Annotated in this window: 21 protein-coding genes; 8 read left to right on the top strand and 13 right to left on the bottom strand. The window is 67.8% G+C overall.

The window, feature by feature from the left end; translation table 11 throughout:
* Positions 1–8: 8 nt before the first annotated feature.
* The gene (locus FHT09_RS19550; protein WP_104607406.1) at positions 9–1,529 is read left to right on the top strand and encodes a tryptophan halogenase family protein; all 1,521 of its coding nucleotides are present in this window, start codon (positions 9–11) and stop codon (positions 1,527–1,529) included.
* A 242-nt stretch (positions 1,530–1,771) separates the two neighbouring features.
* Here FHT09_RS19550 and pyrF read toward each other — a convergent pair whose 3' ends face one another.
* Together pyrF and FHT09_RS19540 are read right to left on the bottom strand one after the other, a co-directional pair.
* Positions 1,772–2,503, bottom strand: coding sequence for an orotidine-5'-phosphate decarboxylase (gene pyrF, locus FHT09_RS19545; protein WP_104607407.1), 732 nt, complete (start codon positions 2,501–2,503; stop codon positions 1,772–1,774).
* Complete coding sequence (locus FHT09_RS19540) at positions 2,500–3,465, bottom strand: 5'-nucleotidase, lipoprotein e(P4) family (RefSeq protein WP_102256375.1); 966 nt, start codon at positions 3,463–3,465, stop codon at positions 2,500–2,502. The genes pyrF and FHT09_RS19540 overlap by 4 nt, the downstream gene beginning before the upstream one ends.
* A 281-nt stretch (positions 3,466–3,746) precedes the next feature.
* On the opposite strand from FHT09_RS19540, the gene FHT09_RS19535 reads away from it, so the two are divergent.
* Positions 3,747–4,403, top strand: coding sequence for a DUF480 domain-containing protein (locus tag FHT09_RS19535; protein ID WP_054592236.1), 657 nt, complete (start codon positions 3,747–3,749; stop codon positions 4,401–4,403).
* A gap of 159 nt (positions 4,404–4,562) precedes the next feature.
* On the opposite strand, the gene FHT09_RS19530 is transcribed toward FHT09_RS19535, so the two are convergent.
* Genes FHT09_RS19530 through FHT09_RS19510 form a run of 5 tightly spaced genes read right to left on the bottom strand, consistent with a single transcriptional unit; the run spans position 4,563 to position 9,643 of the window.
* Positions 4,563–5,414, bottom strand: coding sequence for an STM4011 family radical SAM protein (locus FHT09_RS19530; protein ID WP_024937646.1), 852 nt, complete (start codon positions 5,412–5,414; stop codon positions 4,563–4,565).
* A 7-nt stretch (positions 5,415–5,421) separates the two neighbouring features.
* A complete protein-coding gene (locus FHT09_RS19525) occupies positions 5,422–6,783 on the bottom strand; it encodes an STM4012 family radical SAM protein (RefSeq protein WP_102252907.1) in 1,362 nt (453 codons plus the stop codon).
* Positions 6,780–7,598 carry an STM4013/SEN3800 family hydrolase gene (locus FHT09_RS19520; protein ID WP_104607408.1) on the bottom strand — a complete coding sequence of 273 codons (819 nt, stop codon included), beginning with the start codon at positions 7,596–7,598 and terminating at the stop codon, positions 6,780–6,782. The genes FHT09_RS19525 and FHT09_RS19520 overlap by 4 nt, the downstream gene beginning before the upstream one ends.
* Positions 7,591–8,712, bottom strand: a complete 1,122-nt coding sequence (locus tag FHT09_RS19515; RefSeq protein WP_065033353.1) for an STM4014 family protein — start codon at positions 8,710–8,712, stop codon at positions 7,591–7,593. The genes FHT09_RS19520 and FHT09_RS19515 overlap by 8 nt, the downstream gene beginning before the upstream one ends.
* A 19-nt stretch (positions 8,713–8,731) precedes the next feature.
* Complete coding sequence (locus FHT09_RS19510; protein ID WP_039520906.1) at positions 8,732–9,643, bottom strand: STM4015 family protein; 912 nt, start codon at positions 9,641–9,643, stop codon at positions 8,732–8,734.
* 151 nt (positions 9,644–9,794) lie between these two features.
* Here FHT09_RS19510 and FHT09_RS19505 point away from each other — a divergent pair, with 151 nt between their 5' ends.
* From FHT09_RS19505 to FHT09_RS19490, 4 genes are read left to right on the top strand one after another with little or no spacing between them, the layout of a single operon-like run.
* The gene (locus FHT09_RS19505) at positions 9,795–10,913 is read left to right on the top strand and encodes an AAA family ATPase (RefSeq protein WP_039520911.1); all 1,119 of its coding nucleotides are present in this window, start codon (positions 9,795–9,797) and stop codon (positions 10,911–10,913) included.
* Positions 10,910–11,323 carry a hypothetical protein gene (locus FHT09_RS19500; protein ID WP_104607409.1) on the top strand — a complete coding sequence of 138 codons (414 nt, stop codon included), beginning with the start codon at positions 10,910–10,912 and terminating at the stop codon, positions 11,321–11,323. Before FHT09_RS19505 ends, FHT09_RS19500 begins: the two co-directional genes overlap by 4 nt.
* Positions 11,320–13,170: a hypothetical protein gene (locus FHT09_RS19495; RefSeq protein WP_104607410.1), complete on the top strand. Its 1,851-nt coding sequence runs from the start codon at positions 11,320–11,322 to the stop codon at positions 13,168–13,170. Before FHT09_RS19500 ends, FHT09_RS19495 begins: the two co-directional genes overlap by 4 nt.
* Entirely contained in the window at positions 13,163–15,862 is a 2,700-nt protein-coding gene (locus FHT09_RS19490) for a bpX6 domain-containing protein (protein ID WP_184417090.1), read from the top strand. Before FHT09_RS19495 ends, FHT09_RS19490 begins: the two co-directional genes overlap by 8 nt.
* A 90-nt stretch (positions 15,863–15,952) precedes the next feature.
* Here FHT09_RS19490 and FHT09_RS19485 read toward each other — a convergent pair whose 3' ends face one another.
* From FHT09_RS19485 to rep, 3 genes are all read right to left on the bottom strand, one after another.
* Positions 15,953–16,987: a DUF4272 domain-containing protein gene (locus FHT09_RS19485; RefSeq protein ID WP_104607412.1), complete on the bottom strand. Its 1,035-nt coding sequence runs from the start codon at positions 16,985–16,987 to the stop codon at positions 15,953–15,955.
* Positions 16,988–17,137: 150 nt separating this feature from the next.
* Positions 17,138–17,728, bottom strand: coding sequence for a GNAT family N-acetyltransferase (locus tag FHT09_RS19480; protein WP_065048643.1), 591 nt, complete (start codon positions 17,726–17,728; stop codon positions 17,138–17,140).
* A gap of 63 nt (positions 17,729–17,791) precedes the next feature.
* The gene (gene rep / locus FHT09_RS19475; RefSeq protein ID WP_104607413.1) at positions 17,792–19,768 is read right to left on the bottom strand and encodes a DNA helicase Rep; all 1,977 of its coding nucleotides are present in this window, start codon (positions 19,766–19,768) and stop codon (positions 17,792–17,794) included.
* A 113-nt stretch (positions 19,769–19,881) separates the two neighbouring features.
* On the opposite strand from rep, the gene FHT09_RS19470 reads away from it, so the two are divergent.
* Positions 19,882–20,526: a thymidine kinase gene (locus FHT09_RS19470; RefSeq protein WP_104607414.1), complete on the top strand. Its 645-nt coding sequence runs from the start codon at positions 19,882–19,884 to the stop codon at positions 20,524–20,526.
* Positions 20,527–20,750: 224 nt separating this feature from the next.
* On the top strand, positions 20,751–21,995 hold the full coding sequence (locus FHT09_RS19465; protein ID WP_104537763.1) for a GAF domain-containing sensor histidine kinase: 1,245 nt from the start codon (positions 20,751–20,753) through the stop codon (positions 21,993–21,995).
* 147 nt (positions 21,996–22,142) lie between these two features.
* Here the strand turns inward: FHT09_RS19465 and FHT09_RS19460 are convergent, their stop codons facing one another.
* The 3 genes from FHT09_RS19460 to mutM form a co-directional block, all read right to left on the bottom strand.
* The gene (locus tag FHT09_RS19460; RefSeq protein ID WP_104607417.1) at positions 22,143–23,744 is read right to left on the bottom strand and encodes a glucan biosynthesis protein D; all 1,602 of its coding nucleotides are present in this window, start codon (positions 23,742–23,744) and stop codon (positions 22,143–22,145) included.
* Between the two features lie 68 nt (positions 23,745–23,812).
* Complete coding sequence (locus FHT09_RS19455; protein WP_104607415.1) at positions 23,813–24,916, bottom strand: DUF4380 domain-containing protein; 1,104 nt, start codon at positions 24,914–24,916, stop codon at positions 23,813–23,815.
* 183 nt (positions 24,917–25,099) lie between these two features.
* Positions 25,100–25,883 (bottom strand): bifunctional DNA-formamidopyrimidine glycosylase/DNA-(apurinic or apyrimidinic site) lyase (gene mutM / locus FHT09_RS19450; protein WP_184417088.1); only part of this gene is annotated, 784 nt, incomplete at its 5' end.

The following is a 25,883-nucleotide window of genomic DNA, read 5'->3' as shown; positions in this document are numbered from 1 at the left end:
GGACTTCCATGATCCCCGCTCCCCTCCGCAACATCGTCATCGTCGGCGGTGGCACCGCCGGCTGGATGGCCGCCGCGGCCTTCGCGCGCGTGCTTGGCCCCGGCTTCAAGGTGCAGCTGATCGAGTCCGAACAGCTCGGCACTGTCGGCGTCGGCGAGGCCACCGTGCCGCACATCAAGGCCTTCAACAATTTGCTCGGCATCGATGAAGCCGAATTCGTCCGCCAGACCCAGGGCAGCTTCAAGCTCGGCATCGAGTTCGTCGACTGGCAGCGGCCCGGCACGTCGTACATCCATGGCTTCGGCACCCAGATCGGGCACCCGCTCGGGCTGCTGCCGTTCCACCAGTACTGGATCAAGCAGCACGCGCGCGGCAAGGCGCAGCCGTTGGGCACCTATACGCTCAACACCGTGGCCGCGGTGCGCGGCAAGTTCATGACCTCGGCCGGCGATGTGCCGGCCAATTCGCCGCTGGCCAATATCGCCTACGCATATCACTTCGACGCCACGCAGTACGCGCGCTTCTTGCGCACTTACGCCGAACAGCGCGGCGTCACCCGTATCGAAGGCCTGGTCGAGCAGGTGCAGCTGCATGCGGACAGCGGCCACGTGCAATCGCTGCAGCTGGCCTCCGGGCAGGTCGTCAGCGGCGACCTGTTCATCGACTGCTCCGGCTTCCGCGGGCTGTTGATCGAAGAAGCGCTGCACACCGGCTACCACGACTTCAGCCATTGGCTGCCCTGCGACCGCGCCCTGGCGGTGCCGAGCGAAAACGTCGGCCCGCCCACGCCGTATACGCGCTCCACCGCGCGCGCGGCCGGCTGGCAGTGGCGCATCCCGCTGCAGCACCGCACCGGCAACGGCTATGTGTACTCCAGCGCGCACATCAGCGACGACGAAGCCGCCGCTACGCTACTGGCCAACCTGGAGGGCAAGCCGCTGGCCGACCCGCGCCCGCTGCGCTTCACCACCGGCCGGCGCAAGCAGTTCTGGAACCGCAACGTGGTGGCGCTGGGCCTGGCCAGCGGCTTCCTGGAACCGCTGGAATCGACCAGCATCCATCTGATCCAGGCCGGCATTTCCCGGCTGCTGGAGCTGTTTCCGCGCGAGGGCATCAGCCCGGTGCTGGTGCAGCGCTACAACGACCGGCTGGCGTTCGAGTTCGACCGCATCCGCGATTTCCTGGTGCTGCACTACCACGCCACCGAGCGCGACGACAGCGCGTTCTGGCGCCACTGCCGCACGATGCCGATCACCCCGGAACTGCAGACCACGCTGGACCTGTTCCGCGACAGCGGGCGCTTCTACCGCAATGCCGAGGAGATGTTCGCCGAGATCAGCTGGGTGCAGGTGATGGTCGGCCAGGGCATCCTGCCGCAGGGCTACCACCCGTTGGTGGACCAGGTGCCCGATCACGACGCCGAACGCTTCCTGGCCAGCGTGGCGCAGACCATCGGCCACTGCGTGGACGTCATGCCGACCCACCAGCAGTTCATCGATCGCTACTGCAAGGCGGCCGCGCCGCGTTGAGCGACGGCACCGCCGGCGCAGGCACCGATCGGCAGGCAAAAAAAAGGACCGGGCACAAGGCCCGATCCCTTCGAAAACCGGGACAAGCCCGGTGGACAATGAGTGGCACAGCTTCCGACTGACATCGGACGAGGGGCATCGTACGCAGGCTTTAACGTTAAAGCAACACTTTAATTCTATCGCTTTAACTTATTGATTTTGCACGCTTGCACCATGCGCAGCGTGCACTATTCCATGCTCCGTCAGTGCTGCTCCGCTCGCAGCACTGCCTGGATCTCTGCCTGGATCGCATTCGCCGCAGCGGCCGGATCGGCCGCCAGGCGGATCGGCCGGCCGACCACGATGGCATCGGCGCCGTCGTGGAAGGCCTGTGCCACACCCACGGTGCGCTGCTGATCGTCGCCGACCGGGCCGCCTGGGCGGATGCCGGGGCAAACGATCGAAAACGCAGATCCGGTGGCGCGCCGGATCGGGCCGGCCTCCTGGCCAGAGGCGATTACCCCGTCGATGCCGGCGGCCTGCGCGGCCAACGCGCGCTCCACCACCACCTCCACCGGCTCGCGGTCGATGCCCATCGCCGCCAGGTCCGGCCGGCCCATCGAGGTCAGCACGGTCACCGCCAGCAGGCGCATGTCGCCGTGGTTGGCCTCGGCAGCGGCCTGCAGCATGCCGGCGTGCCAGCCGTGCACGGTGCAATAGCTCACCGGCCACTGCGCCAGCCGGCGGATGGTGCCGGCCACGGTGGCGGGGATATCGAAGAACTTCAGGTCCACGAACACGCGCTTGTCGCGCCTGGCCAGGGCGTCGAGCACCTGGAAATACTCGCCGGAGGCCAGCAGTTCCATGCCGATCTTGTAGAAGGACACCGACTCGCCCAGGCGGTCGACCCAGGCGATCGCCTCGTCGTGGCCGGGCACATCCAGCGCAAAGATCAGCCGCTCATGCGCGGCCAGCGGCAGCGGGGCGCGGCTCATCGGGCCACCTCCAGCGCGGCGCGCTTGGCATCGTGGCGCTGCTGCCAGGGCTGGGCGTAATCGTTGTTGAACTGCGCCGGCTCCCAGCCGCCGTAGCTGGGGTTGGGAAGCATCCACCAGCGCTCGCCGAACCAGTCGTGGTATTGCTGCAGCAGCGCGCCACGCGCCTGGCCGGTGTTGGCAGTGACCTGCACGAAGTCGCCCAACTGGTCGCCGAACTGCATCAGCACGCGGTACTTCTGGCCGGCCAACTGGCGCCGGCAGTTCTTCTCGCTGCCGTTCTGCTCGCAGCCCTGGACCACGGTGCCAAGGCCGAGAAACACGCTGTCATCGGCCACCGGCAGCCCGACGCTACGCAGGTTGGCCAGCGTGGCGTCCTTCAGGTGCACGGCGCGGTTGGAGATGTAGACCAGGGTGATGCCGCGGGCGTTGGCGGCCTTGGCGAAATCCACCACGCCCGGGATCGCGGTGGCCTTCTTCTCCGCCACCCACTGGTCCCAACTCAGCTCGTCGTATTCCTTGCCGTCGCGCAGCAGGCGCGCCTGGTAGGGCGAGTTGTCCAGCACCGTCTCGTCCACGTCCAGCACCACCGCCGGCTTCAGCCCGGTGGCGGCATTGCCGCGTTCCTCGGGCACCAGCGCGTCCCAGTTGGGCTGCTTCAGCGCAGCGTCCAGCTTGTCGGCAGCGGCGCGGTAGGTCTGCTCGGCCACGGCGCGGTATTCCTCCGAGCGCTGCATCCACAGCACCGCGTTGAGGTTGTCGTCGCCGGCCGGCGCGGTGGCGGCCACGGGCGGCGTGGCGGTCTTGGCTGCGGCGGCGCCTGCGGCCGCATTGGCGGACACGGCGGCGTCCTGCGCGCGCTGTGCCAGCTCCTTGTCGCCGGGTTTGCAGGCGCTCAGGGCCAGCGCGGTGCAGGCGAGCAGGGACAACGGGGCGTAAAGCGAGGGGCGCATGGCATCCACCAGAACAGGAGCGGCAATGAAGACCGCGATTTTAGCGGGTTCGCGCCGCACCGCCCGCTCCGGCCGACGGCAGTGCTGCGGGCAGCGGCACGTGCGCACGCACGGCGACGTGGCCACTTTGGGATTTGCTGGCGTTGCACGCGTGCTTCATGCGCCTGCGACGACTGACGGCCGCTTCGATCCCGTTGCCGCTCTGGCTGCCCTACATGGGATCGCGGCCTGAAGAACGCCAATGCAGGATCGGCATATGCTTGTGAGCTGATTGCCCCGGAGTCGCCCCCATGACAGATGCACCTTCCCCGCCCGTCCTCGATACCGCCCAGGCCCGCGTGCTTGGCTGCCTGATCGAAAAAGAGGCGACCACGCCGGATGCATATCCGCTCACGGTCAACGCCGCGCAGGTGGCCGCCAACCAGAAGACCGCGCGCGAGCCGGTGCTGAACCTGCAGACCGGCGTGGTGCATCACGCCCTGCGTCAACTCGAAACCCTGGGGCTGGTCCGCCAGCAGTTCTCCTCGCGCGCTGAGCGTTACGAACACCGGCTGGGCAGCGTTCTGGACCTGACCCGCCAGCAGGTGGCCCTTATCGGCCTGTTGCTGCTGCGCGGCCCGCAGACGCTGGGCGAGCTGTTCGCGCGCAGCGAGCGGCTGGCGCGCTTCAACGATGCCGACGACGTACGCCACCATCTGGACCGGCTCATCCAGCGCGGCCTGGCGGTGCAACTGCCGCGTGCCAGCGGCCAGCGCGAGGACCGCTACATGCATCTGCTCAGCGGCGAGCTGGATCTGGACGCACTGCAGGCCGCAGCTGCCACGCGCGAGAGCACGCCGCGCGGCGCCGACAGCGCTGCCCTGGAAGCGCGCGTGCAGAGCCTGGAAGAGCAGCTGCAGGAACTGCGCGAGCAGGTGACCGCGCTGCTTACCCGCCTGGGCGAGTAAGCGCAGGAAGCGAAGCGCTCGCCCCGCCGCCAGTCGCACGCGGCCAATGCCAGGTGCGGCACGGCCCGCGCGTGCACTGCGGTAACTGCGCGCTGTCCCTGACAACTGCCCGCCACGGTGCGAGCCGCTCCGGGCAGGTCACCGCTCGGCACTGACGGATCACACCGTCGCCGGCACCCGTTCCAGCACGCCGCCCGCATAGTCGGCCTGGAACGGCAGGTCCGGCCGATGCACATAGCCGATGAAGCAATCGCACCGCGTATTGGGGCAGCTGCGGGCACGCAGCTGCGCGGCGAAACTGCCGTCGTAGAGATTGCCCAGCGGCGTAGCGACGAAGTGGCAGCGCCGCACGGTGCCATCGCCATCCACCGACAGCACCGACTCGCCGGTCAGGCAGGGCGCGCCGAAGCTGGGCGGCGGGGCGAGGTTGTAGCCGAAATGCGGATCGATCCGGCTCAAACGCTGCACTTGCTCGGGCGTGTAGTAGTTCGGCGGGCGCGGATCGAAGGCGTTGAGCCACATCGGCGTGGCGGCAGGCAGTGCAGCACGTAGCGCCTCGATCTCGTCCATGTGCGCGTGCGAGGCGACCATGCCCACGCTGTGGCGCACGCCGCGTTCGCGCAATGCCTGGCAGCGCCGCAGGAAGGCCGCGCGCGTCACCTGGCTGGGATGGTAGGTGCACCACAGCGCCAGGCGGTCGAGATTGGCCGCGTCCAGCCAGCGCATGCCCGTGCACAGGTTGGTCTGGATCGCCACGCGGCGCAGCTGCGGCAACTGGCTCAGCTGCACCATCGCGTCGCGGTAATGCCGCCGCACCAGACCCTCGCCCCAGGGCGTGAACAGGATCGACAACGGCCGCGTCTGTGCCTGCGCCCAGCCGACGAACCGCGCCAGATCCTGCGCATCGCGGCGCAGCGCGGCGGGGCTGTCGTAGGTCTTGGCGAACGGGCAGTAATCGCAGGCGTAATTGCAGCTGCTCAGCCGTCCCCGATAGAGCAATGACAGATGCATCGGCCGCTTACCCGACCTGGTACTGCTGCATGCGCTCGACAATCGGCGCAGAGGTCAGCCACGGGCCGATGGTGTCGGCCCGCTCCATGCCTGCGGCGGTGAGCGACAACAGTGCTGCGTGCTGCTGCGCCAGCCCCAGCGCCAGCAACTCCTGCAGCTGCGGCAAGGCCTGCAGGCAATCCAGGCCGAAGCGCTGACGGAAGTCGTCGCGGTCCAGCCCCGGGAACACCAGCAACGACTGGATCGCATGCCGCCGCATGGCATCGTCGGCATCCAGCGCGATGCCGTAGTCGGCGCAGGCGAAGCTGGCCGGATCGCGCGCCAGGTAGTGATCGAGAATCTCCGCCACCGAGCGCCGGCTGACACCGTATTCGCTGGAGTAATGCAGGCCGGCGGTATACGAGCGCGCGCCGCAGCCGATGCCCACCATGCCATCGCTCTGGCAGCAGTACACCGGCGCGTCGCCATCGCGCGCATGCGGGGCGCGGAACATGCGCATCGAGACCTGCGTGTAGCCGGCCGCCAGCAGATGATCGCGTCCGGCCCGGTACAGCACCAGGCGCTCGTCCAGCGGCTCTGGGTGCAGCATGAAGCTGCGTCGCCCGCCGCTCTTGGCCTCGATCCGGCCCAGGCCGGTCATCGGCCGCACGTACAGCGGATACAGATACAGCTCTTCGGGCGCATGCCGCAGTGCGCTGTCGATGGAGGCCAGGAAGCTGTCCACGGTCTGCCCGGCGATGCCGTAGATCAGATCCAGATTCAGCGTCGGGATGTCCTGGGCGCGAATGGTGGCGATCGCCCGCTCCACCGTGTCGCGCTGCTGCGGCCGCACCAGTGCGCTCACTTCGGCGGCGCTGAAACTCTGGATGCCCATGCTGACGCGATCGATCCCAGCCTGCCGGCAGACCCGCAGCCGCTCGGCATCCACGGTTTCCGGCGAGACCTCGATGCCGGCCGGAATGGTGTCCAGCGCAATCGTCGCGTGCCGCGCCACCATGTCGAACACGCGCTGCAATTGCGGAGGAGTCAGATAACTCGGCGTGCCGCCGCCCATCGCAAAGCGCACGAAGCGGTGCGTGCCCAAGGCCTGCACGGTGGCGCGCAATTGCTGCTCCATCTGCAGCAGATAGGCCTCCACCTGCGCCGCTGCCGGGCGTGCCAGCGCGAACAGGTTGCAGAACCCGCAGCGGTACGAGCAGAACGGGATATGCAGGTACAGAAACAGCGCCTGCCGGGGTTCGTCGGCCCAGACCTGCGACAACGGCACGGCCGGCTGCAGCGGCCGGTAACTGGTCTTGTGCGGATACGAGTACGAATAGGCCTGATAGGGCGGCTGGCGCAGCAACTCGGCCAACGAAGGCAGGCTCATGGGGTCACCAGGAAATGGGCATAAGGCACGGTCATCACCACCTCGTGGGCCAGGCGATGGCCATGGTAGCCATCCTCGCCGTAGGCCGTGCCGTGATCGGAACAGACGATGGCAAACGCGCCACCACGCGCACGCAGTGCGGCAAACAACGGCGCCAGCGCCGCATCCGCATAGCGCAGCGCGGCGCAGTGGCTGTCGAAGTCGTCGCGTACCGCACCGGGGAGGTAATGGCAATTGGGCTGATGCAGGGCCGAGACGTTGATGAAGAGAAAACAGCGGGTATCGCGCAGGGCGGGATCGCCCAGGCGTGCGCAGGCCAGGGCGACCTGGCGCTCGGTCGAATCGGCGGCAGCGACGCCAAACGCCGGCGACCAGTGGCTCTCGCCGAACAGGCCGGGCAACTGCGCACCGAGCGCGTTGGCCTTGTTGAAGAAGCCGGTGCCACCGATGCACAGCGTGTGATACCCGCAGCGCGACAGCCCATCGACGATATCGCCGCTGTCGGCGAACACCTGGGTCTGCGCGACGATGGTCTCGCTGCCGTCGAAGGCCAGCGCGAACAGGCGCGGGTGCGGGCCCTGGCGCGCAGGGGTCGGTAAAAACCCGGCGAAAAAGGCCATGTGGGCCGCGTAGGTAAAGCTGCCCGGCGTGTGCCGCCGCTCCCAGCCATCGGCCGGCAGATACGGCGCCAGCACCGGCAGCTCGCCCCGTGCAAAACAGCGCTGCGCAGCGTCGTAGCGCAGCGTATCCAAGGTGATCAGCACGATGTCGTACGCACCGACGATGGCGCGCATGTCCGGCAGCGTCTCAACCATGCAGGCGGTTCTCGCAATCGGTGTCGGCGACGCTGCCGACGGTGGCGCCAAGTGCCGCCTGATCCTCGTAAGTCGTGCGCCCCTGCCAGCGCAGCTGCGGCAGCAGGTCGCCAAAGCCGTTGGCTTCCAGCACATGGCAGCGCCCGGCGCGCTGGATCAGGTCGAAACCGATCATGCGACAGTCGGCAAACGCGCTGGCCGCCTGCGCCACGGTGCTGGCTACCGCCGCATCCACGTCGGCACGCTGCCAGGCCTGCGCCGGCAGGCGCCGGTTGCCCAGGTGCAGATTGGTCAGCGGGCCGCGGCTGGCACGCGCCACACGCTGCCGCGCCGCACCGTCGAACGCGATCACGCGCAGGTCGTAGTGATAGCCGGGCAGGCCGGGCGCGCGCGGCTTGGGAATCCACCGCTCCAGGTAAGCGCCCTGCGCGGCGATCGCATCCACCAGCGGCGCGATCTCCTCGGTGCGGGTATAGCGGCGCTGGCGCAATGCGTTGAACACCCGCACCTGGCCGCCCTGCACCACCAGCTCGGCCGAGCCGCTGGCGATCTGGCGCCCATCGCGGTGCCAGCGATACGCCAGCACCCCCGCGCCGGACGATCCGTAGCGCGGCTTGAGAAATGCCTGGTTGCAGCCGCTCGCCTGCAGGCGTTCGCGCAGGCCGGCGTAGCTGTCGACCGTGCCCAGCAGGGCAGGCACGGTGACACCTGCCGCAGCCAGGCGCTGCTGGCAGCCAAGCTTGTCGGTCATTGCCAGCAGATCCGCCGGTGGATTCAGATAGCGCGCCGCCGGCAAGGTCGCAAACAGGTCCGCAAACCCCGCATGCCACAGATGCTGATGCGCCAGTTCGCCATGCGCCAATGGCGCAGGTGCCGGCCCAGGCCGGCCCAGACACTGCCAACCGCGCACGATCAGCGCCTGATGCAACCCCGGCGCCTCGCCCGGCGATTCCAGCTTGACCAGCGCGGCCGGATGCCGCGCCAGCCAGTCCTGCAACGGCGCTGTGGTGTCCAGCAGCTGCAGATAATCGAACACCTTGGCCGCAGGCTGGCCCTGCGCCTGCAATGCCTGCTGCAGGGCGGCAACCCTGCGGCTGTCCCGTGGCCCCACCAAGACCCAATGCGCGCTCACGTCATTCGGAGACAGCGACGTAGCGCTCGTCTTCTTCTTCCTCTTCGGGGTCTTCCAGGATCACCGTGACCGGCAACGTCGTCAGACGCGCCTGCCAGTCGGCAGAAATGTAGTGATGGCTCAGATCGATCCGCTGCAGCTGGCCCAGTTGCGTGCTTTCGACCAGGGCCCGCGCGCCGACATCGCCGATGGTGCCCAGCGACAAGTCCAGCGTGTCCAGGCTGCCCAGCCACGGCTGGGTGGCCAGCCAGCTCGCCAGTTCGTCGGTGTTGGCTGCATTGCGCAGGCCCAGATAGCGCAGACGCTCCGGGCGGATGGCTGCCAGCAGCCGCTGATAGGTGCCCAGATCGCCGTCGTAACCGTAATCCTCCACGCCCAGCCAGAGCTCCAGGTGCTGCAGCGCCGGCAGCGTGGAGTCGGCGATCGCCTGCACGATGGCTGACGGCAGCCCACCGCATTCGATCGCCAGTTCCTGCAGCTGTGTATGCGTGAACGGGGTCAGCGCCAATTTGGACGAACCGCGCACGCGCAGCGATTGCAGCGCCGGAAATGCGGCCAGCAGCGGGGTGTAGTCGGTCTGGATGATCCACGACACCTCGCAGTCCTCGCAGACCATGTCGCCGACGAACAGCGCGCGCAACGCGGTCAGTTCGTCGCGGCGTTCGATCAGCCGCTGCAGATAGCCGCTGGGGCCTTCCTCGTAGGATTCACGCCAGGGGCCGATGATCAATGCCTGGATGCTGGCCGGGTCGACCTGCGCCAGCAGGCTGTCGAGCAACTCCGCCTGGCTGCCTTCGCCTTCGTAGTCCTGGCGCAGCCGGTACACAACGTCGCCGCCGCTGGCGGGCTGGTCCACACTGAAGTCCACCACGCGCTTGCCGCGATAGAATTCCGAATACTCGCCGATCGTCATTGCATTGCCTCCCTGGCTCGGTGAGCGCACAGGATACCCGCACGCTCGTGGCAGCCTCGTTAATGCCATGCGCCACCGCTTCATCACCCGTTCCACAGGCGGTCGCCGGTGCCTGCACCGCGCCGCACGTTTTGCTCGAAGGACCGATCGCATGCACGCCCATCCCGCCGCCGCGCGCATTCGCGCCACCGTCCAGGCCGCCACGACCGGATTGATCGAGCGCGATCAGCTGGCCGAATTGATCGTGCTCGCAGCGGTGGCGCAGGAACATCTGCTGATCATCGGCCCGCCGGGCACCGCCAAGAGCGCGGTCGTGCGGCGCGTCGCCGCCGCACTGGGCGGTCGCTATTTCGAATATCTGCTGGGCCGCTTCACCGAACCGGCAGAGTTGTTCGGCCCGGTGGACCTGCGCAAATTGCGCGAGGGCAGCGTGCAGATCGACGTGACCGGGATGTTGCCCGAGGCGGACATCGCCTTCCTCGACGAAGTCTTCCTGGGTTCCACCGCCATCCTCAACACCTTGCTCGGGCTGCTCAACGAACGCCGCTTCCGGCGTGGCCAGACCGACCTGCACTGCCCGTTGCGCCTGTGCGTGGGCGCGGCCAACGCGCTGCCGGACGACGATGCGCTGGCGGCCTTCAGCGACCGCTTCCTGCTGCATCTGTTCGTCGACCCGGTGGCGGACCATCAGCTCGAAGCGCTGCTGTCCGGCGGATGGCAGGTCGAGCGTGCGCCGCTGCACCCGGTCGCCGGGCTGGCCGACCTGGACCTGTTGTGCGAACAGGCACGTGCGGTGGACATGGATGGCGCACGCACGGCGCTCGCCGCAGCGATCCGGACATTGCGCGGCGCAGGCGTGCAGCTGTCGGACCGTCGCCTGGTCAAGACCCAGCGGCTGATCGCCGCCGCCTGCGTGCTGGCCGGACGCACCCAGGCCAGCGAAGCCGATCTGTGGCCGCTGTTCTATGTGCTGCCGACCCGCGAGCAGCAAGCCAGCGCACGCGACCTGCTGCGCGGCACCCTGGCCGCAGCCACCAATCCCACCTTGCGCGCGGCCGTCGAACAGGCCGCCCTGCAACCGCTCTCGCGCACTGCCCGGCTAGTGGAGGCCGCCCAGTGCTGCCTGCAGGATCAGCACAATCCCGCCGTGCGCACCATGGCCGAAGCCTTGCTGCGCGAGATCGATGCCAACTTCACCGCAGCCTCGCTGCCGGCCGAGCTGGCCCACGAACGCACGCGCCTGATCGAGCAGATCGGCAGCGGCGCGTGAACTGGTCGTGGCAGGACGGGCCGGTGCCGGTCGCCCCGCAGGGGGTGATCGGCGTGGGCGATGCCGCACGCGGGTTGCTGGCGGCATGGGCGCGCTTGTCCGACGGCGCGGGCTTGCTGGTCACCGCCACCGCGCAGGCCTTGCTGCTGACCGGCCCTGCGCCGCAGCTCCCCTGGGCCGACGGCGTGCAGTACGTGGCGCCGCGCGCGGACACCACCGGCCTGTGGTTGCCCACCGCCGAACGTCCCGACCTGCCGCTGGAACTGCTGGAGCGTGCGCTGCGCCGCCAGCACGGGGCGCAGCCGCTGTTGCTGCTGCGCTCACCGGCACTGGTGCTGCCGCTGCATCGGTTGCTGCCGGCGCGTGCCGAGGTCGTGGCGCAGATCCGTCAGCGCTGGGAGGCCGCGTGAGCGCCGTGCTGCAGATGCCTGCACCGTTACAGCCCTGGCGGCTGTGGCTGGACTGGTTCGACCCGCAGATCGCCGCCCAGCTCGGTCCCTGGTTGGTGCGCCTGGACCCCTTGCTCGGCCGCACCAGTCGCCTGCGCCGCCAAGACGGCGACAGCGAGCCGGACGGCATCGACGATCTGCGTCGGCGCGGCAGCTACGAGCACCTGCTGCTGAGCGAGTGGGCCCTGGCAGACGCACTGCCGGAGGAATTCCTGCGCCGCGCCGCACACGCCGAGCACCTGTTCCTGGTGCCCCGGATGCAGACCCGCACGCGCGATGCGCGCCTGGTGGCGATCTTCGATGCCGGCCCGGCGCAATGGGGCGCACCGCGCCTGGCACAGATCGCGTTGTGGATCCTGCTGGCACGCCGTGCGCAGGCGGCCAATGCGCGCCTGGTCTGGGGCCTGGCGCATCTGCCCGGCGAGCTGCACGACGCCGACAGCCCCGCCCGGCTGCAACAGCTGCTGCAGGGCCGCACCTTCGAGGCGACCGGCACGCAGCACGCGCACGCCTGGGCCACGCAGTTGGCAACCGCCACGCCGACCACCAGCGAGTGCTGGTGGATCGGTGCGCAACCGGTGCGCGCAGCACCGTTCCACCACCAGGCCAGCATCGCGCCTGCAGCCGATGCGCATCTGCAGGTGGGGCTGCAGACGCGCCACGGCACCCGCAGCAGCCTGTTGCCGGTGCCTGCCAGCATGGCCGCCACGCAGCTGCTGCGCGGGCACTTCATCGACACCCAACGCCCCGCCGAGGCCGACGCCGCAAAACACGTGGTCAAGGGCAAGTTCTCGCTGCGCCACGCACCGCTGTTCAGCCCGGACGGCAGCCATGTCGCGTTGCTGCTGGCAGACGGCTACCGCAGCGCGATGGTGAAGGTGCAGCCCGCCGACAGCGTCAAACGGGGGGCGCCGCGCTATCACCAATGGACGCAGGGCGGACAGCTGCTGTGCCTTGCGGCGCAGAACAAGCACGTGGGCGGCATCGTCGCGATCGGTCAGCAGGCCGAGTGCTGGAATCTCGATGGCATGCCCCGCTCCATCGAGGCTGGCGGTCAGAGCATCTGTCCCGTACCCGGCCAGGTGCGGCTGCGTCCGTGCGTGTGGCTCAACAGCGGCGGCCAGCCGCAGCGGTTCCTGCTGTGGGACCAGCACGGCCGGCTGATGTCGTGGACGCGCGATAGCGCCCAGCGGCAGCGGGTTGCGCACGGCAGCGAGATCGCCGGGCAGGTGGTGGCGCTGGCGCAAGGCGATGCCGAGCACGCGGTCTACGCCACCCATGTCGCGGGCGAACTGCGGCTGCTGCGCCTGCATCGCACCGGCAAGCAGGACCTCGTCCTGCAGCGGGCGCTGGGGTCGCGTCCGCCGGTCGTGTTGCTGCGCAACCTGGTCCAGGAGGGCCAATGGCGTGGCGCCATCGCCCTGGAACTGGCAAGCCGCCAGGCCGGCGGCGACCGCTCGCTGGCCTACCGGGTACTGCACGGGGGGCCGGCCGATGGCTTCCAGGAATTCGAGGCGATCGTGGCGTCCGGCGACAGGGCGATCGGCCTGATCGGCGACCCCGACGCGCCGCAACACAGCCTGCTGCTGGTGCTGCGCGCCGATCGTCGCGCACTGCTCGCCATCGGCGCCACCGGGCGCCGGACACTGCATCGCGCCGCCAGCGAGATCAGCGCTGCGGCGGTGTCCAGCGATGGCGCGCGGGTCGCCCTGGTCACCCTGCAGGGGCAGGCCTGGATCCTGGGCGATGGCGGGCTGACCCCGTTGATGGTGGTGCAAGGCCAGGCAGAGCAACCCGGCCATGACTAGCCCCGCGCGCACGGACAACGCTGGCGGCAGCGTGCGGTACCCGCTATGGCACGGCAGCCAGATGGTGTCGGCGTTGTGGTTCTCGGCGGCGTGGCTCGGCCCGGAGCAACGCCTGGCCAGGCTCGTACGCGCCTGGCAACCGGGCAGCCGGGCGCTGCGCTTCGCCGACGGCGATGTGCTGTGCTTCGCCGCGCCGCGTGCGCTGGTCTGCGAGCAGGCGCCCGGCCTGGCGCTGTGCCAGGCGCATGGCGGCCTGTTTTCCGGCGCGTTGACCGCCGCCGAGGCGGCGCAGTTGCCCCCCGCCGATATCGGTCTGGTACATGGCGCCCAGGTGATCGCGCTGCAGTGGCACCAGGCGCTACCGCTGGATCCTGCCGAGGCGATCGACATGACCGGCTACCCGCTGCACACGCCCTACGACTGCAGCCCGAGCGCGCCACCGCTGGAGGTGGACCGGCTGCGCGGCAAACCGCTGCGGCAACTGCTGGGCGATGCCGTCCCGCCAGCCAGCGCAGAGCGCGATGCGTTCCTCCGCGCGCTGAAGACGCAGCGCCCCGAGGTGCAGAACAGCACGCTGTGGCAACGCCTGCTGGCGCGCGCTCAGCGCACGCTGGGCAGCGCGCATGCGCCGGCATCGAACCGATCCGCAGCCACCGGGCAGCGCACGCACGTGCCGGCACGCCGGGACGCAGCAGCGGTCTCGGCCTGGCGCACGCGGCTTGCCCGCGCACTGGTTGCCTCGCGGCTGGCCGGCCTGGTCGGACATCGCCAGGGTGCCTACATGCGCCGGATGCTGCGCCAGTTCGAGAACGGCGATCTGGACGAAGCCTTGCGCAATGCGCTGCCGCTCGATGGCGTGGGCGAGTCCTTGGGGCAGGCGTTCGGGGTGCCACAGCGGCGCAGCGACCTGAGCTTGTCGCGCACGCGCGGCGCCGGCACCCGCATCGGTCTGGGCGAAGACCTGCAGGCGCATCTGCGCGCGACCTATCGCAGCGCCTTCGCGCGCCTGGACCGCGAGGGGCAGATCGATCGTGCGGTGTTCGTCCTGGCCGAATTGCTCAATGCGCGCCACGAGGCGCTCGACTATCTGGTCAAGCACGCCCGTTACACACAGGCCGCAGAGCTGGCGCTGGGCTGGGACATGCCGGCGGCGATGATCATCCGGCTGCTGATGCTGGCCGGCGATCATGCACGTGCCGTGCAGGTCGCGCGCCGCGATGGCGCCTTCGCCGCGGCAATCCGACTGCTGCACGGCACCGACCGCGCACTGGCCGACGCGCTGCGGCTGGAATGGGGCCAGGCACTGGTGCAGGCCGGCGACTGGCTGGCCGCCGTGGACGCGGTGTGGCCATTGCACGCGGCGCGCAATCAGGCCGCGCAGTGGCTGCTGGCCGCCGAACAGGCCGGCAGCACGCTGCGCGCACGCGCCCTGGTCAAGCGCGCGCAGCTGTTGCCGGACACGCTGGAACACTATGCCGAGCGCATCGCCGCGCTTGCAGACCCCACCGCCGACGCCGCACCGCGCAGTGAAATGGCAGCGGCGCTGCTGGTGGATGCTTCCCCCAACCGCTCGCTGCAACAGCTGGCGCGGCAGCTGCTGCCGGCGATCGCCGCCGATCATGCGTTCGCACGGAACAGCCTGTCCGTCGGCGATCTGACCACGCTGCTGAAGCTGGCCAAGGACCCCCTGCTCAGCGCCGATATCCCAGCCTTCAAACCACGCGCCGCGACCAGCCAATCCAGGCTATGGGAGGGCGCCACCACCGTGCACCTGCAGGCACCGCAGGCCGGCCTGGCGGCCATCCACGACGTGGCCGCACTCCCGGATCGCCGCTATCTGCTGGCCCTGGGCGAAGCCGGTGCGGCGGTGGTGGACGCGCACGGGCGCCTGCTGCGGCGCTACCCGGCGCCTGCATTCGGAGTCGTCATCGCCGATAGCGGACAGGTCGCCCTGGCAATCGCCCCCCGCGAGCGCGTGTCCACCGTCCATCGGCTGGATCTGATCACCCACGCGATGCGCGACCTTGGCCAGATCGCGCTGCAATACGCCGCGCCCAGCTACAGCGGAATCGGCTGGAGCATCGTGGTCGACAACCGGCTACTGGTCGTCGATACCGACAAGGATCTGCACAGCGTGCTGTGGCATGTCGGCGATCTGCCTGGCCCGGTGATTGCGGCGGGATTCTTCAGCGATTGCGAGGTGTATCTGGTGCAGGCCCGCGAGCAGCTGGAGGACTGGACCTACAGCCTGCCCGAGAGACGCCTCAAGGCGCGCGATCCCCTGCGCGTGGACCCGCAAACGCCAGTGCTCGCGCATCGGCTCGGCAGCGTGCAGCAAGCGGATGTGCGCACCGATCCCGATGGCGACATCTGCCTGCACTACCAGCACCTCGGCAACGCCCGTCAGTGCCGGTTGCATCACCGCAGCGACGCATCCGGCGCGCCGGATGGATCGAGCGTGGTGGCGCTTGAACTGGGATTCCTGGTTGGCCTGCATTGGCCGCACGGCGCGCGCTATTTCCTGGTGCGCCACCATGACGGCGGCATCGTGGCGTCGCTGGACTGGCCTGCGGGCATCGCGGTCAAGGTGCGCGAGCAGCCCGGCCACCTGCTGTTGCATGACGCACACGGCCGCCTGCTGGATCTGCAGACCGACCGCTCGCTGACCCACGCCCTGTCCTTCCTCGGCTAGCGCGCAAGATCCCACCGCGCCACGACGCCATGCGGATGCACGCCGCTGAGGGGCTTGGCAGCACCAACGTCGCAGCGGTGCCCGCTCCGCTCAGGTCGGCGTATCCACCTCGTCCCAGTCGGCGTCTTCGAAGTGCAGCAGCCAGTTGAGGGTGTAATGACGCTCGTAGACCACGCCCGGCACGATGCCGGCCGGTGGCGGTTGCTCGCTCTGGCCGGCCTGACGCACCGCCCAATGCAGGCGCAAGTGCCGGTCCAGCGCATCCAGCAGTTCGGGCACCGGCCGTAGCGTCAGCAACGGCCGCGTCGCGGCCTCAGCATGCTCCAGCGCGCGCTGGGCAGCCAGAGGCACATCGCACAGGCTGGTCGGCTCCGGCAGCGCCTCGGCCAGCCCCAGGGCCCACTGCAGCACGGCCAGGCTCTCGTAGCGCCAGCCGAAGTTGGCGAGCTGCTGCGGCTCCGGCACGGGCTGGGCAAAAAAGGCGCGCTCCTGCGGCGACAGTGCCGCCGCCACACCGGGCAGGCGGGCGTCCATCGCTTCCAACGCCGGTGGCGTATCGCCGGAGGCCAGCATCTCCGCGCGCAAGGCCACCGCAAACAACGCCAGCATGCGCTGCGTCACCGCCGCCGCATCGCGCACCCGCGCTTCGGCCTCGCCAGGCACCGGCGGCAGGCTGGGGGGCACGCGGATGCCTTGCGCGGTCAACTGCGCGAGTTGCTGCGCACGCCGCTGCAAGGCATCCGGCGGATACGGCACCTGCGCCTGCTCATCGATCGCCGGCTCGCCCTGGCTGATCAGCACCCGCCCGTGCGGATCGCGCACGCTGCCGTCGGCCAGGAAACACACTGCGTTGGCCTGCTCGGCCCACTGCGCCAATTCCCCGAACGCCGCATCGTCGACCTCGAAAGTGAAATGCTGACGCACCCGCTGCACATGCCGCATCAGGTGATAGCGCGGCTGGGTCATCTGGCCGTCGCCGGCCTGACTCACGTAGCCGACGAAGCCATGCAGATGCGTGGCCAATTCCGGATCGGCGTGGTCACGGTGCTGCACGGCGGCGCGCGGCAGGAAATCCGGCCACAACGGCTCGCGCAGCGTGGAATAGGCGTTGACCAGCAATGGCATGCAAGTGTCCTTGTTGGGGCGACGGACACAACGACGGCGCTCATCGCCAGGCAGGTGCGGTGCGGAGTCGCTACGCCGCTCGTCCACCGAAGCGCCTGCGCGCCGTGCCCGCCACGCTGACGACTGTTTGCTGCGTTGTGTCGGCCGCGTTCAGCGGTGAGAGTCGCCGCCAGGGTGCCGCAGGCCTGCCCGGCTGTCCATGTCGGCCGGAGCGAGCGCGATCGTGTAATACAGCACCGGGTGGTCCTCCTGGCTCAACACGCGCAGACCTTGCCGCTGCAATCCGAGTTTTTCCAGCGCGCGAATCGAATCGGCATTGTCCGGCGACACGATCGCGCACAACTGCGGCAACCCCAGCACATCGCGCGCATGGTCCAGCACTGCGCGCCCGGCCTCGCTGACATAGCCCTTGCCGCGGTGCTCGGGCAGCAGTGCAAAGCCGATATGCGGCATCGGCAGGGTATCGCGGCACAACAACCCCAATGTGCCGGCAAACGCCCCTTCGGCGCGCGTCTCCACCGCCCAGTGCGCAAAGCCGTATTTTTCCTGGTGCGCCTGCGCCCACTCACGCAGATGGTCACGCGCCTGCTCGCGGGTGCGCACACCGCGGTCGTTGATGCCGGCGATGAAACCGGGGTCGTTGACCAGCGTCAGCACTGCATCGGCATCGCGCTCGGGATCCAACGTACGCAGGCGCAAACGCGGGGTTTCGATCACGACAGTCACGGCGCACTCCGGCATCAGGGCAAACCAGACTGCCGTGCAGGCGTGTCGCTGGCAAGCCTGCGCGGTACGCAACAACCGCTAGTCGAACAACGCCTGGATCGCCGCCAAGCCCGCGCTGGCGCGCTCTTTCTTGCGCTCGGCATCGGCCACCGGGTCGGCGCCATCGCGCTGCAATTCTTCGGCCGGGATCTCATCGAAGAAGCGGCTGGGCTTGAGCCGCACATGCTCGCCGAACTTGCGCGTCAATTTGCTGTGGCTCATCCACAGCTGCTCCTTGGCACGGGTGATGCCCACATACAGCAGGCGGCGCTCTTCCTGCAGGTTGCCTTCTTCCAGGCTCACTTCATGCGGCAGCACGCCGTCTTCGCAGCCGACGATGAACACGTAACGGAATTCCAGGCCCTTGGACGCGTGCATGGTCATCATGCGTACCTGGTTGCCGCCATCGTCCTTGTCGTTGCGCGACAACAACGCCAGCTGCGCGGCCAGATCGCTGGCACTTGCACCACGCGGGCCGCCTTCGAACCACTCTGCCAGCTCGTCCAGATTGCGCTTGCGCCGCTGGAAGCCGGTTTCGTCCTTGGACTGGTTGCGCAGGTCGTTGAGCAGGCCGGATTTGTCGGCCAGCATGCGTACCAGCTCCCCCGCCGGCAGCCTGGCCGAATGCTCGCGCATATCGCGCAGGATATCGGTGAACGCACTCAGGCCATTGGCCGCACGCGGCGGCAGGTGCTGCAGCGCGCCCATCGACTCGGCCGCGCGCGACATCGGCACCGACTTCGCACTGGCAAGCTCGGCCAGCCGCGCCAGCGAGGTCGCACCGACCTCGCGCTTTGGCGACTGCACCGCGCGCAAAAACGCCGCGTCATCTTCGGGGTTGACGATCAGCCGCAACCACGACAGCACGTCCTTGACTTCCTGCCGCTCCAGAAACGCAGTGCCGCCGGTCAGGTGATACGGCACGCGCAGCAGCTGCAGCGCCTTTTCCAGTGGCCGCGATTGGAAATTGCCGCGAAACAGGATGCAGAAATCGCTCCACGGCACCTGCTTGGCGGTACCCAGGAACGAGATCTCAGCGGCGACCTTTTCCGCTTCGTGCTCGCTATCGCGGCATTCCCACACACGGATGCGCTCGCCGTCGGCCTGGTCGCTCCACAGCGTCTTCAAGTGCTCGTGCGGGTTGTGTGCGATCAAGGCATTGGCCGCACGCAGCACGCGGTTGGAGCAACGGTAGTTCTGTTCCAGCTTGATGATTTGCAGCGCCGGATAATCGCGGCCCATCTGCTGCAGGTTTTCCGGATTGGCACCCCGCCAGGCGTAGATGCTCTGATCGTCGTCGCCCACGCAGGTGAAGTTGCCGCGCGGCCCGGCCAGCATTTTCAGCAGGCGGTACTGTGCATCGTTGGTGTCCTGGCACTCGTCCACCAGCAGGTAGCCGATGCGCTCGCGCCAGCCCATCACGATCTCTTCGTTGGCCTCCAGGATCTGCACAGGCAGGCGGATCAGATCGTCGAAGTCCACCGCGTTGAAGGTGGTCAGCCGCGCCTGATAGCGCTCGTACAGGCTGGCGGCTTCCTTTTCGCGATTGCTGCGTGCCGCCGCCATCGCCTGCTCGGGGGACAGGCCGGCATTCTTGGCGCGCGAAATCAGGTTCTTGGCATCCTCGATCGCATCGGGCTTGGCGCCGTGCATCAGGTCCTTGATCTGGGCGGCGGCATCGTCGGAATCGAAGATCGAAAAGCCGCGCTTCAAGCCGGCAGCGGCGTGCTCGATCTGCAGGAACTTCAGTCCCAGCGCGTGGAAGGTGCAGATGGTCAGGCCATCGGCGCCATCGCCACGGATGCGCTTGGCCACACGCTCGCGCATTTCCTTGGCCGACTTGTTGGTAAAGGTGATCGCCGCGATGCGCTTGGCCGGGTAGCGGCCAGTGGCGATCAGGTGCGCGATCTTCTCCACGATCACGCGCGTCTTGCCGCTGCCGGCACCGGCCAGCACCAACAAGGGACCTTCGCAGTGCAGCACTGCGGCGCTTTGCGGGGGATTGAGACCGTGCATAGAGGCTTCCAACAGAGCAGGCCATTGTACCGGCGCCGCGTCGGGCAGGCCTGCGCCGCCGGTTCATGCAGATGGCTGTCACCGCAAGCCGCCCGGCCCGCTAAAATCCACCGATGGCCAAGCTCTACTTCTACTACTCGGCAATGAATGCCGGCAAGACCACCACCTTGCTGCAGTCGGCGCACAACTACCGCGAACGCGGCATGCGCACCTTGATCCTCACGCCCAAGCTCGATCACCGCGCCGGCAGCGGCGTGGTGGCCTCGCGGATCGGCCTGCGCGCGGACGGGCGCACCTTCGATCGCGGCACCGAGTTGCAGCAGCTGATCGAACGCGACATCCAGGCCGAGGGCGCGCTGCATTGCGTGCTGGTAGACGAAGCGCAGTTCCTCAACCGTGGCCAGGTCTGGCAGCTGAGCGAGGTGGTCGACCGTCTGCGTGTTCCGGTGCTGTGTTACGGCCTGCGCACCGACTTCCGCGGCGAGCTGTTCGAGGGCAGCCAGTTTCTGCTGGCCTGGGCCGACGAGCTGGAGGAGATCAAGACCATCTGCCACAGCGGCAGCAAGGCCACCATGACAGTGCGCGTGGACGCACAGGGGCACGCGGTGCAGGACGGCCCGCAGGTGGAGATCGGCGGCAACGAACGCTACGTGTCGGTCAGCCGCGCCGAGTTCAAGAAGATCATGCGTGGCGAAGGCCGCATCGACCCGCTGCAGATCGCGCTGCCGCTGCCGCCAGCGGGCTCGTCGGACAGGTAACCCGCGTGGTGACCGGCTGAAGAATTCAGCCGCAATCTCGCCAGCACGCGGTTCCGGCATGCTGCTTGTGATGCGTCACTAACCCTTGCGGGCATTTGCTATCGGCCGTATGTCCGCCACACAGCAACAAGCGTATCGTTGCCATGCCGTTGCAGCGGTCCACGCGCAACCAGGGGCACGGCAGTCCTGTAAAATGGCGACCATCCACTTGTCGGGAGGCACCCATGGATCCGCTTCCCCCCGAGTTACGCGCAGATGTCGCGCGCGTTGGCCGGCTATCGTCGGTGCCCGATGTCCTGACCATTCTCACCCGTCTGACCGGCATGGGGTTCGCTGCCGTTGCGCGCGTGACCGATACGCGCTGGATCACCTGCCAGGTCCGTGACGACCTGTCGTTCGGCCTGGCGCCGGGTGACGAGCTGCCCCTGGTCACCACCTTCTGCGACAGCGTGCGCACCCAGGGCAACGCGTTGTGGTTCGGCCATGCCTCCGAGCACCCGGTCTTCCGCGACCACCCCACGCCGCAGCTGTACGGCTTCGAAAGCTATGTCTCGGTGCCGATCAAGTTCGACGACGGCAGCGTGTTCGGCACCTTGTGCGCGCTGGACCCCCTGCCGCGCGTCATGGATGCGCCGATGGTGGAAAAGGTCGAGCTGCTAGCGCAACTGCTGGCAGCGCAGATCCAGGCCGAACAACGCGCCGAAGAGAGCGCGCAGGAATCGCGGCGTGCGCGCCGCGAGCTGGGGCGTATCGGCGCCTCCGCCCGCCTGCGCGAAGAATTCATCGGCATCCTCGGCCATGATCTGCGCAACCCGCTGCAGTCCATGCATGCGGTGGTGGACATGCTGGCGATCGACCCGCTCAACCAACGCCAGGGCGGTGCGATCCGGTCGATGCAGCGCAGCCTGCGGCGCATGGAAGAACTGATCGACTTTGCCAGCGATTTCGCGCACGGTATCGAACGCGACTGGCTGCAACTGGATTACGGCAATGGCAGCGATCTGCTCGATGCCTTGTCCCAGGTTGTGGACGAAACCCGTGCCGCGTACCCGAACCAGGTGCTGTCCACGCATGTGGCCATCGACGAGCCGGTGCATGGCGATGCGGTGCGCCTGGCGCAGATGTTCGGCAGCCTGATGATCAACGCCGTGGTACAGGGACAACAGAGCTCGCTGATCAAGGCGATCGCGGTCACCGAGCAGGGCCGCCTGCGCATCGAGGTCTGCAATCTGGACGGGATCGATCCGCGCCGGCTCGACGTGCTGCACGCCTCCACCCACGTGCATACCGGCGGACGCGCCTTGCCCGAAGTGGATCTGGGCCTGCATATGGCCGCCCAGATCGCCCGCGCCCATCAGGGCGAACTGCGTATCCTCAGCGACAAGGACGGCACCTGCTTCCGGGTGGATCTGGCCTGCGTGCGCCCGCGTGCGCGCATGCAGTTGGTCAACAGCTCGACGTCGGCCTGAGTCCGCGGCGCCTGGGCGACGCATCATCGACTATGCGGCTGCAACGCAGCCACGCTCGACATTCGAAATCCGCGGCCTGTCGTCACTGCAACATCCGCACCTGCCTGACAATCGCGCACCTTATCGGGCGCGCGACGTGCCTGTGCGCTAGTAGACCTTGCGCTCGCTCGCCGGTGGCGGCGTCCACTGGTACAGCCAGGTTTCGGTCAGCGGCTTGCCGTTGGCGCGCAGGAACAGACGGATGTCGATCTGCTGGGTACCGTCATCCGGCGGCACCAGGTCGAACATCGCCCGGTAGCCCTTGAGCTCATGCAGCGGACGCGCGGACACGATCTCGGTGCTGCCACGCGACACCTGGATGATGGCCTCGACCTTGGCTTTCGGGTCCTTGGTCAACGCAGCCAGCTCGCCTCCGGCGAAATCCACCGCAAACCGCCACGAAAAGTGGCTGCGCTTCTGCCCGACGATGCCGCCCAGGCCGGTGCGGGTGGCCACGCAATGCGCCAGCGGCGAGCTGGCCGGTGGATGCGCGCCCCAATACAACCGGTACCCCATCAGCAACTCCTGCCCCGGCTGCGGCTTGTCCTGCGGATTCCAGAACGCCACGATGTTGTCGAAGGTTTCGTCCACGGTCGGAATCTCGACCAGCTGTACCGAGCCCTTGCCCCAGCCGCTCTTGGGTTCCACCCACAGGCAGGGGCGCTTCTCGTAGAACACGCCGTCGTCCTGGTAATGGTCGAAGTTGCGATCGCGCTGCAACAGGCCGAACCCGCGCGGGTTCTCATCGACGAACATGTTGAAGCGCAGCTGCGGCGGGTTGCACAACGGCCGCCAGATCCACTCGCCGCCGCCGGTCCACATCGCCAGGCCATCGGTGTCGTGGATTTCCGGCCGCCAGTCCCAGTCCATGCGGCGATCGTTTTCGCCGACCTGATACATGCTGGTGCACGGACCGATGCCCAGCCGTTCGATGGTCTTGCGCGGGTAGAGCGCGCTGTCGATCTCCATCACCAGCACCTCGCCATTGGTGATGGCGAAACGATACGCGCCGGCAACGCTGGGCGAGTCCAGTAGCCCGTACACCACCACGGTGTTCGAATCGTCGGCCGGCTGCTCCAGGTAATAGGCAATGAAGTCCGGGAACTCCTCCGGCCCGCCGGTACCGGTGTCGATCGCCAGCCCGCGCGCCGACTGCCCGTACTGGCCTTCCTTGCCGACCGCACGGAAATAGCTCGCACCCAGGAAGGCCGAGAAATCGCGATCGGTGTCCTTGCGCGTGTTGAGACGGAAGCCGGCGAAGCCCAGGTCCTTGGGCAACTGCTTGCCGCCCAGCCCGCTGCTGCCGTAATCGAACGCCGCCGGGTCGTAGGCCAGCTGCTGCGCCTGGCCGTCGACGATGTCGTAGATGTGCACAGGGGTGTGGAAATACAGCCCCAGATGGAAGAACTTCGCCTGGAACTTGCCATTGCCGTCGGCCCATAGCGCATGGTCCTGGCGGTAGCGGATCGACTGGTACTGATCCCAGTTCAACGCTTCCAACGACCCCGGAAGCAGCTGCTTATGGCTCTTGTAAGGCGCCGTGGCCAACGCACGCGCCTGCCCCTTGAGCCAGCCATAGTCGAATGGTTGCGGCTGCCCCAGGCGACGCAGACCAACGGCCTTGGCCGCCAACGCCCACTGCGGCAGCGCCGGCAAACCGAGCGCGGCCAATGCGGCGGCGGCATTCTTCAGGAAGTGGCGTCGTTGCATGCGCATCGGTCTGCTCAGGGAATGGCCGCCATCATAGCCACAGCGCGGCACGCAGGTGAATGCGCAGGTCAGGGCGCCGCAGACGAAGGCGCACACGCATTGGTCAGCTGCAGCTCCTGCGCCTTGCTGCACAGGAACTGTTGTTGCGCCTGCTGCGCGTCGGGTCCGGTGTAGCGCAGCAAGGTCCATTGCTCGCTCGCCTGCATGCGCTCGCCCGGCGCCAGCTGCCGGTACGGTGCGTGCACTTCCATTTCCAGCAGTCCGCGCTCGGGGTGCTGCGGCGGCGCGTCCAGGTACAGCTCCACCTGCCCTTGCTCCGGATGGATCGCAGACAGCGGCTGATGCGCAAAGCGGATCACCAGCACCTGGTCGCCCGCAAACCCCGCCATCCAGCCTGCCGAAGGCTGCAACAACACTTTGCCGCGCTGAATCAGCCCGTCCTGTCGTGCATCGGCACGCAATGCAAACACACCGCCTTGATGCCGGTAGGTCGGCGCAACCGTGCCGGCCTCGGTCGGCGGCTGAACACGGATATCAGCTGCATTGGCCACCGGTACGAATACACGCGTGCCCGCCGCGACCCGCGTGTTGAACCACAGATCCCAGGCGATCGGCTCCTTGCGAATATTCCGAGCGATTGCTTCCACCTCGACGGTATCGGCACGCGTGGATGAAAGAGCCACCCGCTTGCGTAGCTGCACGCCGGTGACTGGACTAGGCACGCCTTCCAGGATCAGTTGATCGCCACTACGTGTGACTGCACGTGTGGTTGCCAACGACAGATACGGATCCGGTGGCCAAACCGCGGTGGTCGCCTTGCGTGTCGGGTTGACCTGTTGGTGCATCCACCACTGACTCTGCGGCCCCACCCAGACATCGTGGCCGAGGTACGGGATATCGCCGGCAGTCGCGGATACTTCTGGCGCGGGCTGCTGATCAACCGCCTCACCCGTCTTCAACACGTTGGGGTGTCCACGCAAATTGAAGGACAGCACGCGCCCACCGAACGCGGGCGTAGCACTGAGTTCAACAACCCCGTTGTGCAACTGGATGCGCTCAACTGCAGGTTTGGTGTTGGACGCAAGCTCATCCGCGCATGCGCCTGTTGCCAGCGGCAACGCTGATGCACCCACAAGCACGATCGGCATAAAGTAGCGCAGTGAGGCAGGCATGGACGACTCCAATCGCAGGACGTCACGATTGTGGCGCGATGCACGGCAACGCACCATCAAGCATCGGCCACTGCGGCTCCAAGCGCGCCGTTTGCTGTTATCCGAGGGCTACTGGCCAGCGGTCGTCACTGATCCAGAACTGGAGGTTGGTGTTTCGATCAGTGTGGGTCACGTGGCCGGCATTCAACGCTGGCAATTGCTGCACCACACCGTCGCGCGTTGCCCGATCGTGGCGTGTTTCAACACGCGTCCACACTGCTTGCAGGTTTCACCCTCGCGCCCATACACCGTGAGTTCCTGCTCGAAGTAACCGGGCGCCCCGTCCGGGCTGATGAAATCACGCAGCGTGGTTCCGCCGCGCTGGATGGCGTAGCCGAGGATGTCTTTCACTGCCGCAGCCAGGCGCCGATAACGTCCCAATGACACCTTCCCGGCTTCGCGTAATGGGCTGATTCCCGCACGATGCAGGCTTTCTGCCGCATAGATGTTTCCCACGCCGACGACAACAGCCTGATCCATCAGAAAGGTTTTCACCGCCGCGCGCCGGCCACGCGCCAGCGCATGCAGATAATCGCCAGTAAATGTATCCGATAATGGTTCCGGGCCAAGTGCTGCCAGCAGATCATGCACGCGTGCATTGTTCTGCCATAGCAGGCAACCGAACCGACGCGGATCGTTGAAGCGCAGGACACGGCCATTCTGCAGGCTTATATCCACATGATCGTGCGCTCGCGGCGGCGTATCGCCGGGTAATACGCGCAGACTTCCGGACATTCCAAGATGCAGCAGCGCGCTGCCGCCGGCATCGGTATCGATCAACAGGTATTTGGCCCGGCGACGCACATCGGTGATGATCGCGCCGGGCAACAAGTGCTCGATCTGTTCTGGGATGGGCCAGCGCAGGTCGGGACGCCGCAGGATGACGCCATGGATGCGTTGGCCGACCAGATGCGGTGCCAGGCCACGC

It is taken from the genome of Xanthomonas sp. CFBP 8152, from assembly GCF_014199025.1.
In the GTDB taxonomy this organism is placed as follows: domain Bacteria; phylum Pseudomonadota; class Gammaproteobacteria; order Xanthomonadales; family Xanthomonadaceae; genus Xanthomonas; species Xanthomonas arboricola_B.
The sequence above is the reverse complement of the archived record's forward strand: the minus strand, read 5'-3'. Positions and strand labels throughout refer to the sequence as shown.

Bases quoted from the DNA above. Each gene is read 5' to 3' on its own strand.
- rep (WP_104607413.1), bottom strand. From the start codon at position 19,768: ATGCACGGTCTCAATCCCCCGCAAAGCGCCGCAGTGCTGCACTGCGAA.
- pyrF (WP_104607407.1), bottom strand. From the start codon at position 2,503: ATGAGCCGCGCCCCGCTGCCGCTGGCCGCGCATGAGCGGCTGATCTTT.
- FHT09_RS19525 (WP_102252907.1), bottom strand. From the start codon at position 6,783: ATGAGCCTGCCTTCGTTGGCCGAGTTGCTGCGCCAGCCGCCCTATCAG.
- FHT09_RS19520 (WP_104607408.1), bottom strand. From the start codon at position 7,598: ATGGTTGAGACGCTGCCGGACATGCGCGCCATCGTCGGTGCGTACGAC.
- FHT09_RS19455 (WP_104607415.1), bottom strand. From the start codon at position 24,916: ATGCCTGCCTCACTGCGCTACTTTATGCCGATCGTGCTTGTGGGTGCA.
- FHT09_RS19535 (WP_054592236.1), top strand. From the start codon at position 3,747: ATGACAGATGCACCTTCCCCGCCCGTCCTCGATACCGCCCAGGCCCGC.
- FHT09_RS19485 (WP_104607412.1), bottom strand. From the start codon at position 16,987: ATGCCATTGCTGGTCAACGCCTATTCCACGCTGCGCGAGCCGTTGTGG.
- FHT09_RS19490 (WP_184417090.1), top strand. From the start codon at position 13,163: ATGACTAGCCCCGCGCGCACGGACAACGCTGGCGGCAGCGTGCGGTAC.
- FHT09_RS19510 (WP_039520906.1), bottom strand. From the start codon at position 9,643: ATGACGATCGGCGAGTATTCGGAATTCTATCGCGGCAAGCGCGTGGTG.
- FHT09_RS19550 (WP_104607406.1), top strand. From the start codon at position 9: ATGATCCCCGCTCCCCTCCGCAACATCGTCATCGTCGGCGGTGGCACC.
- FHT09_RS19470 (WP_104607414.1), top strand. From the start codon at position 19,882: ATGGCCAAGCTCTACTTCTACTACTCGGCAATGAATGCCGGCAAGACC.
- FHT09_RS19505 (WP_039520911.1), top strand. From the start codon at position 9,795: ATGCACGCCCATCCCGCCGCCGCGCGCATTCGCGCCACCGTCCAGGCC.
- FHT09_RS19460 (WP_104607417.1), bottom strand. From the start codon at position 23,744: ATGCAACGACGCCACTTCCTGAAGAATGCCGCCGCCGCATTGGCCGCG.
- FHT09_RS19480 (WP_065048643.1), bottom strand. From the start codon at position 17,728: ATGCCGGAGTGCGCCGTGACTGTCGTGATCGAAACCCCGCGTTTGCGC.
- FHT09_RS19530 (WP_024937646.1), bottom strand. From the start codon at position 5,414: ATGCATCTGTCATTGCTCTATCGGGGACGGCTGAGCAGCTGCAATTAC.
- FHT09_RS19465 (WP_104537763.1), top strand. From the start codon at position 20,751: ATGGATCCGCTTCCCCCCGAGTTACGCGCAGATGTCGCGCGCGTTGGC.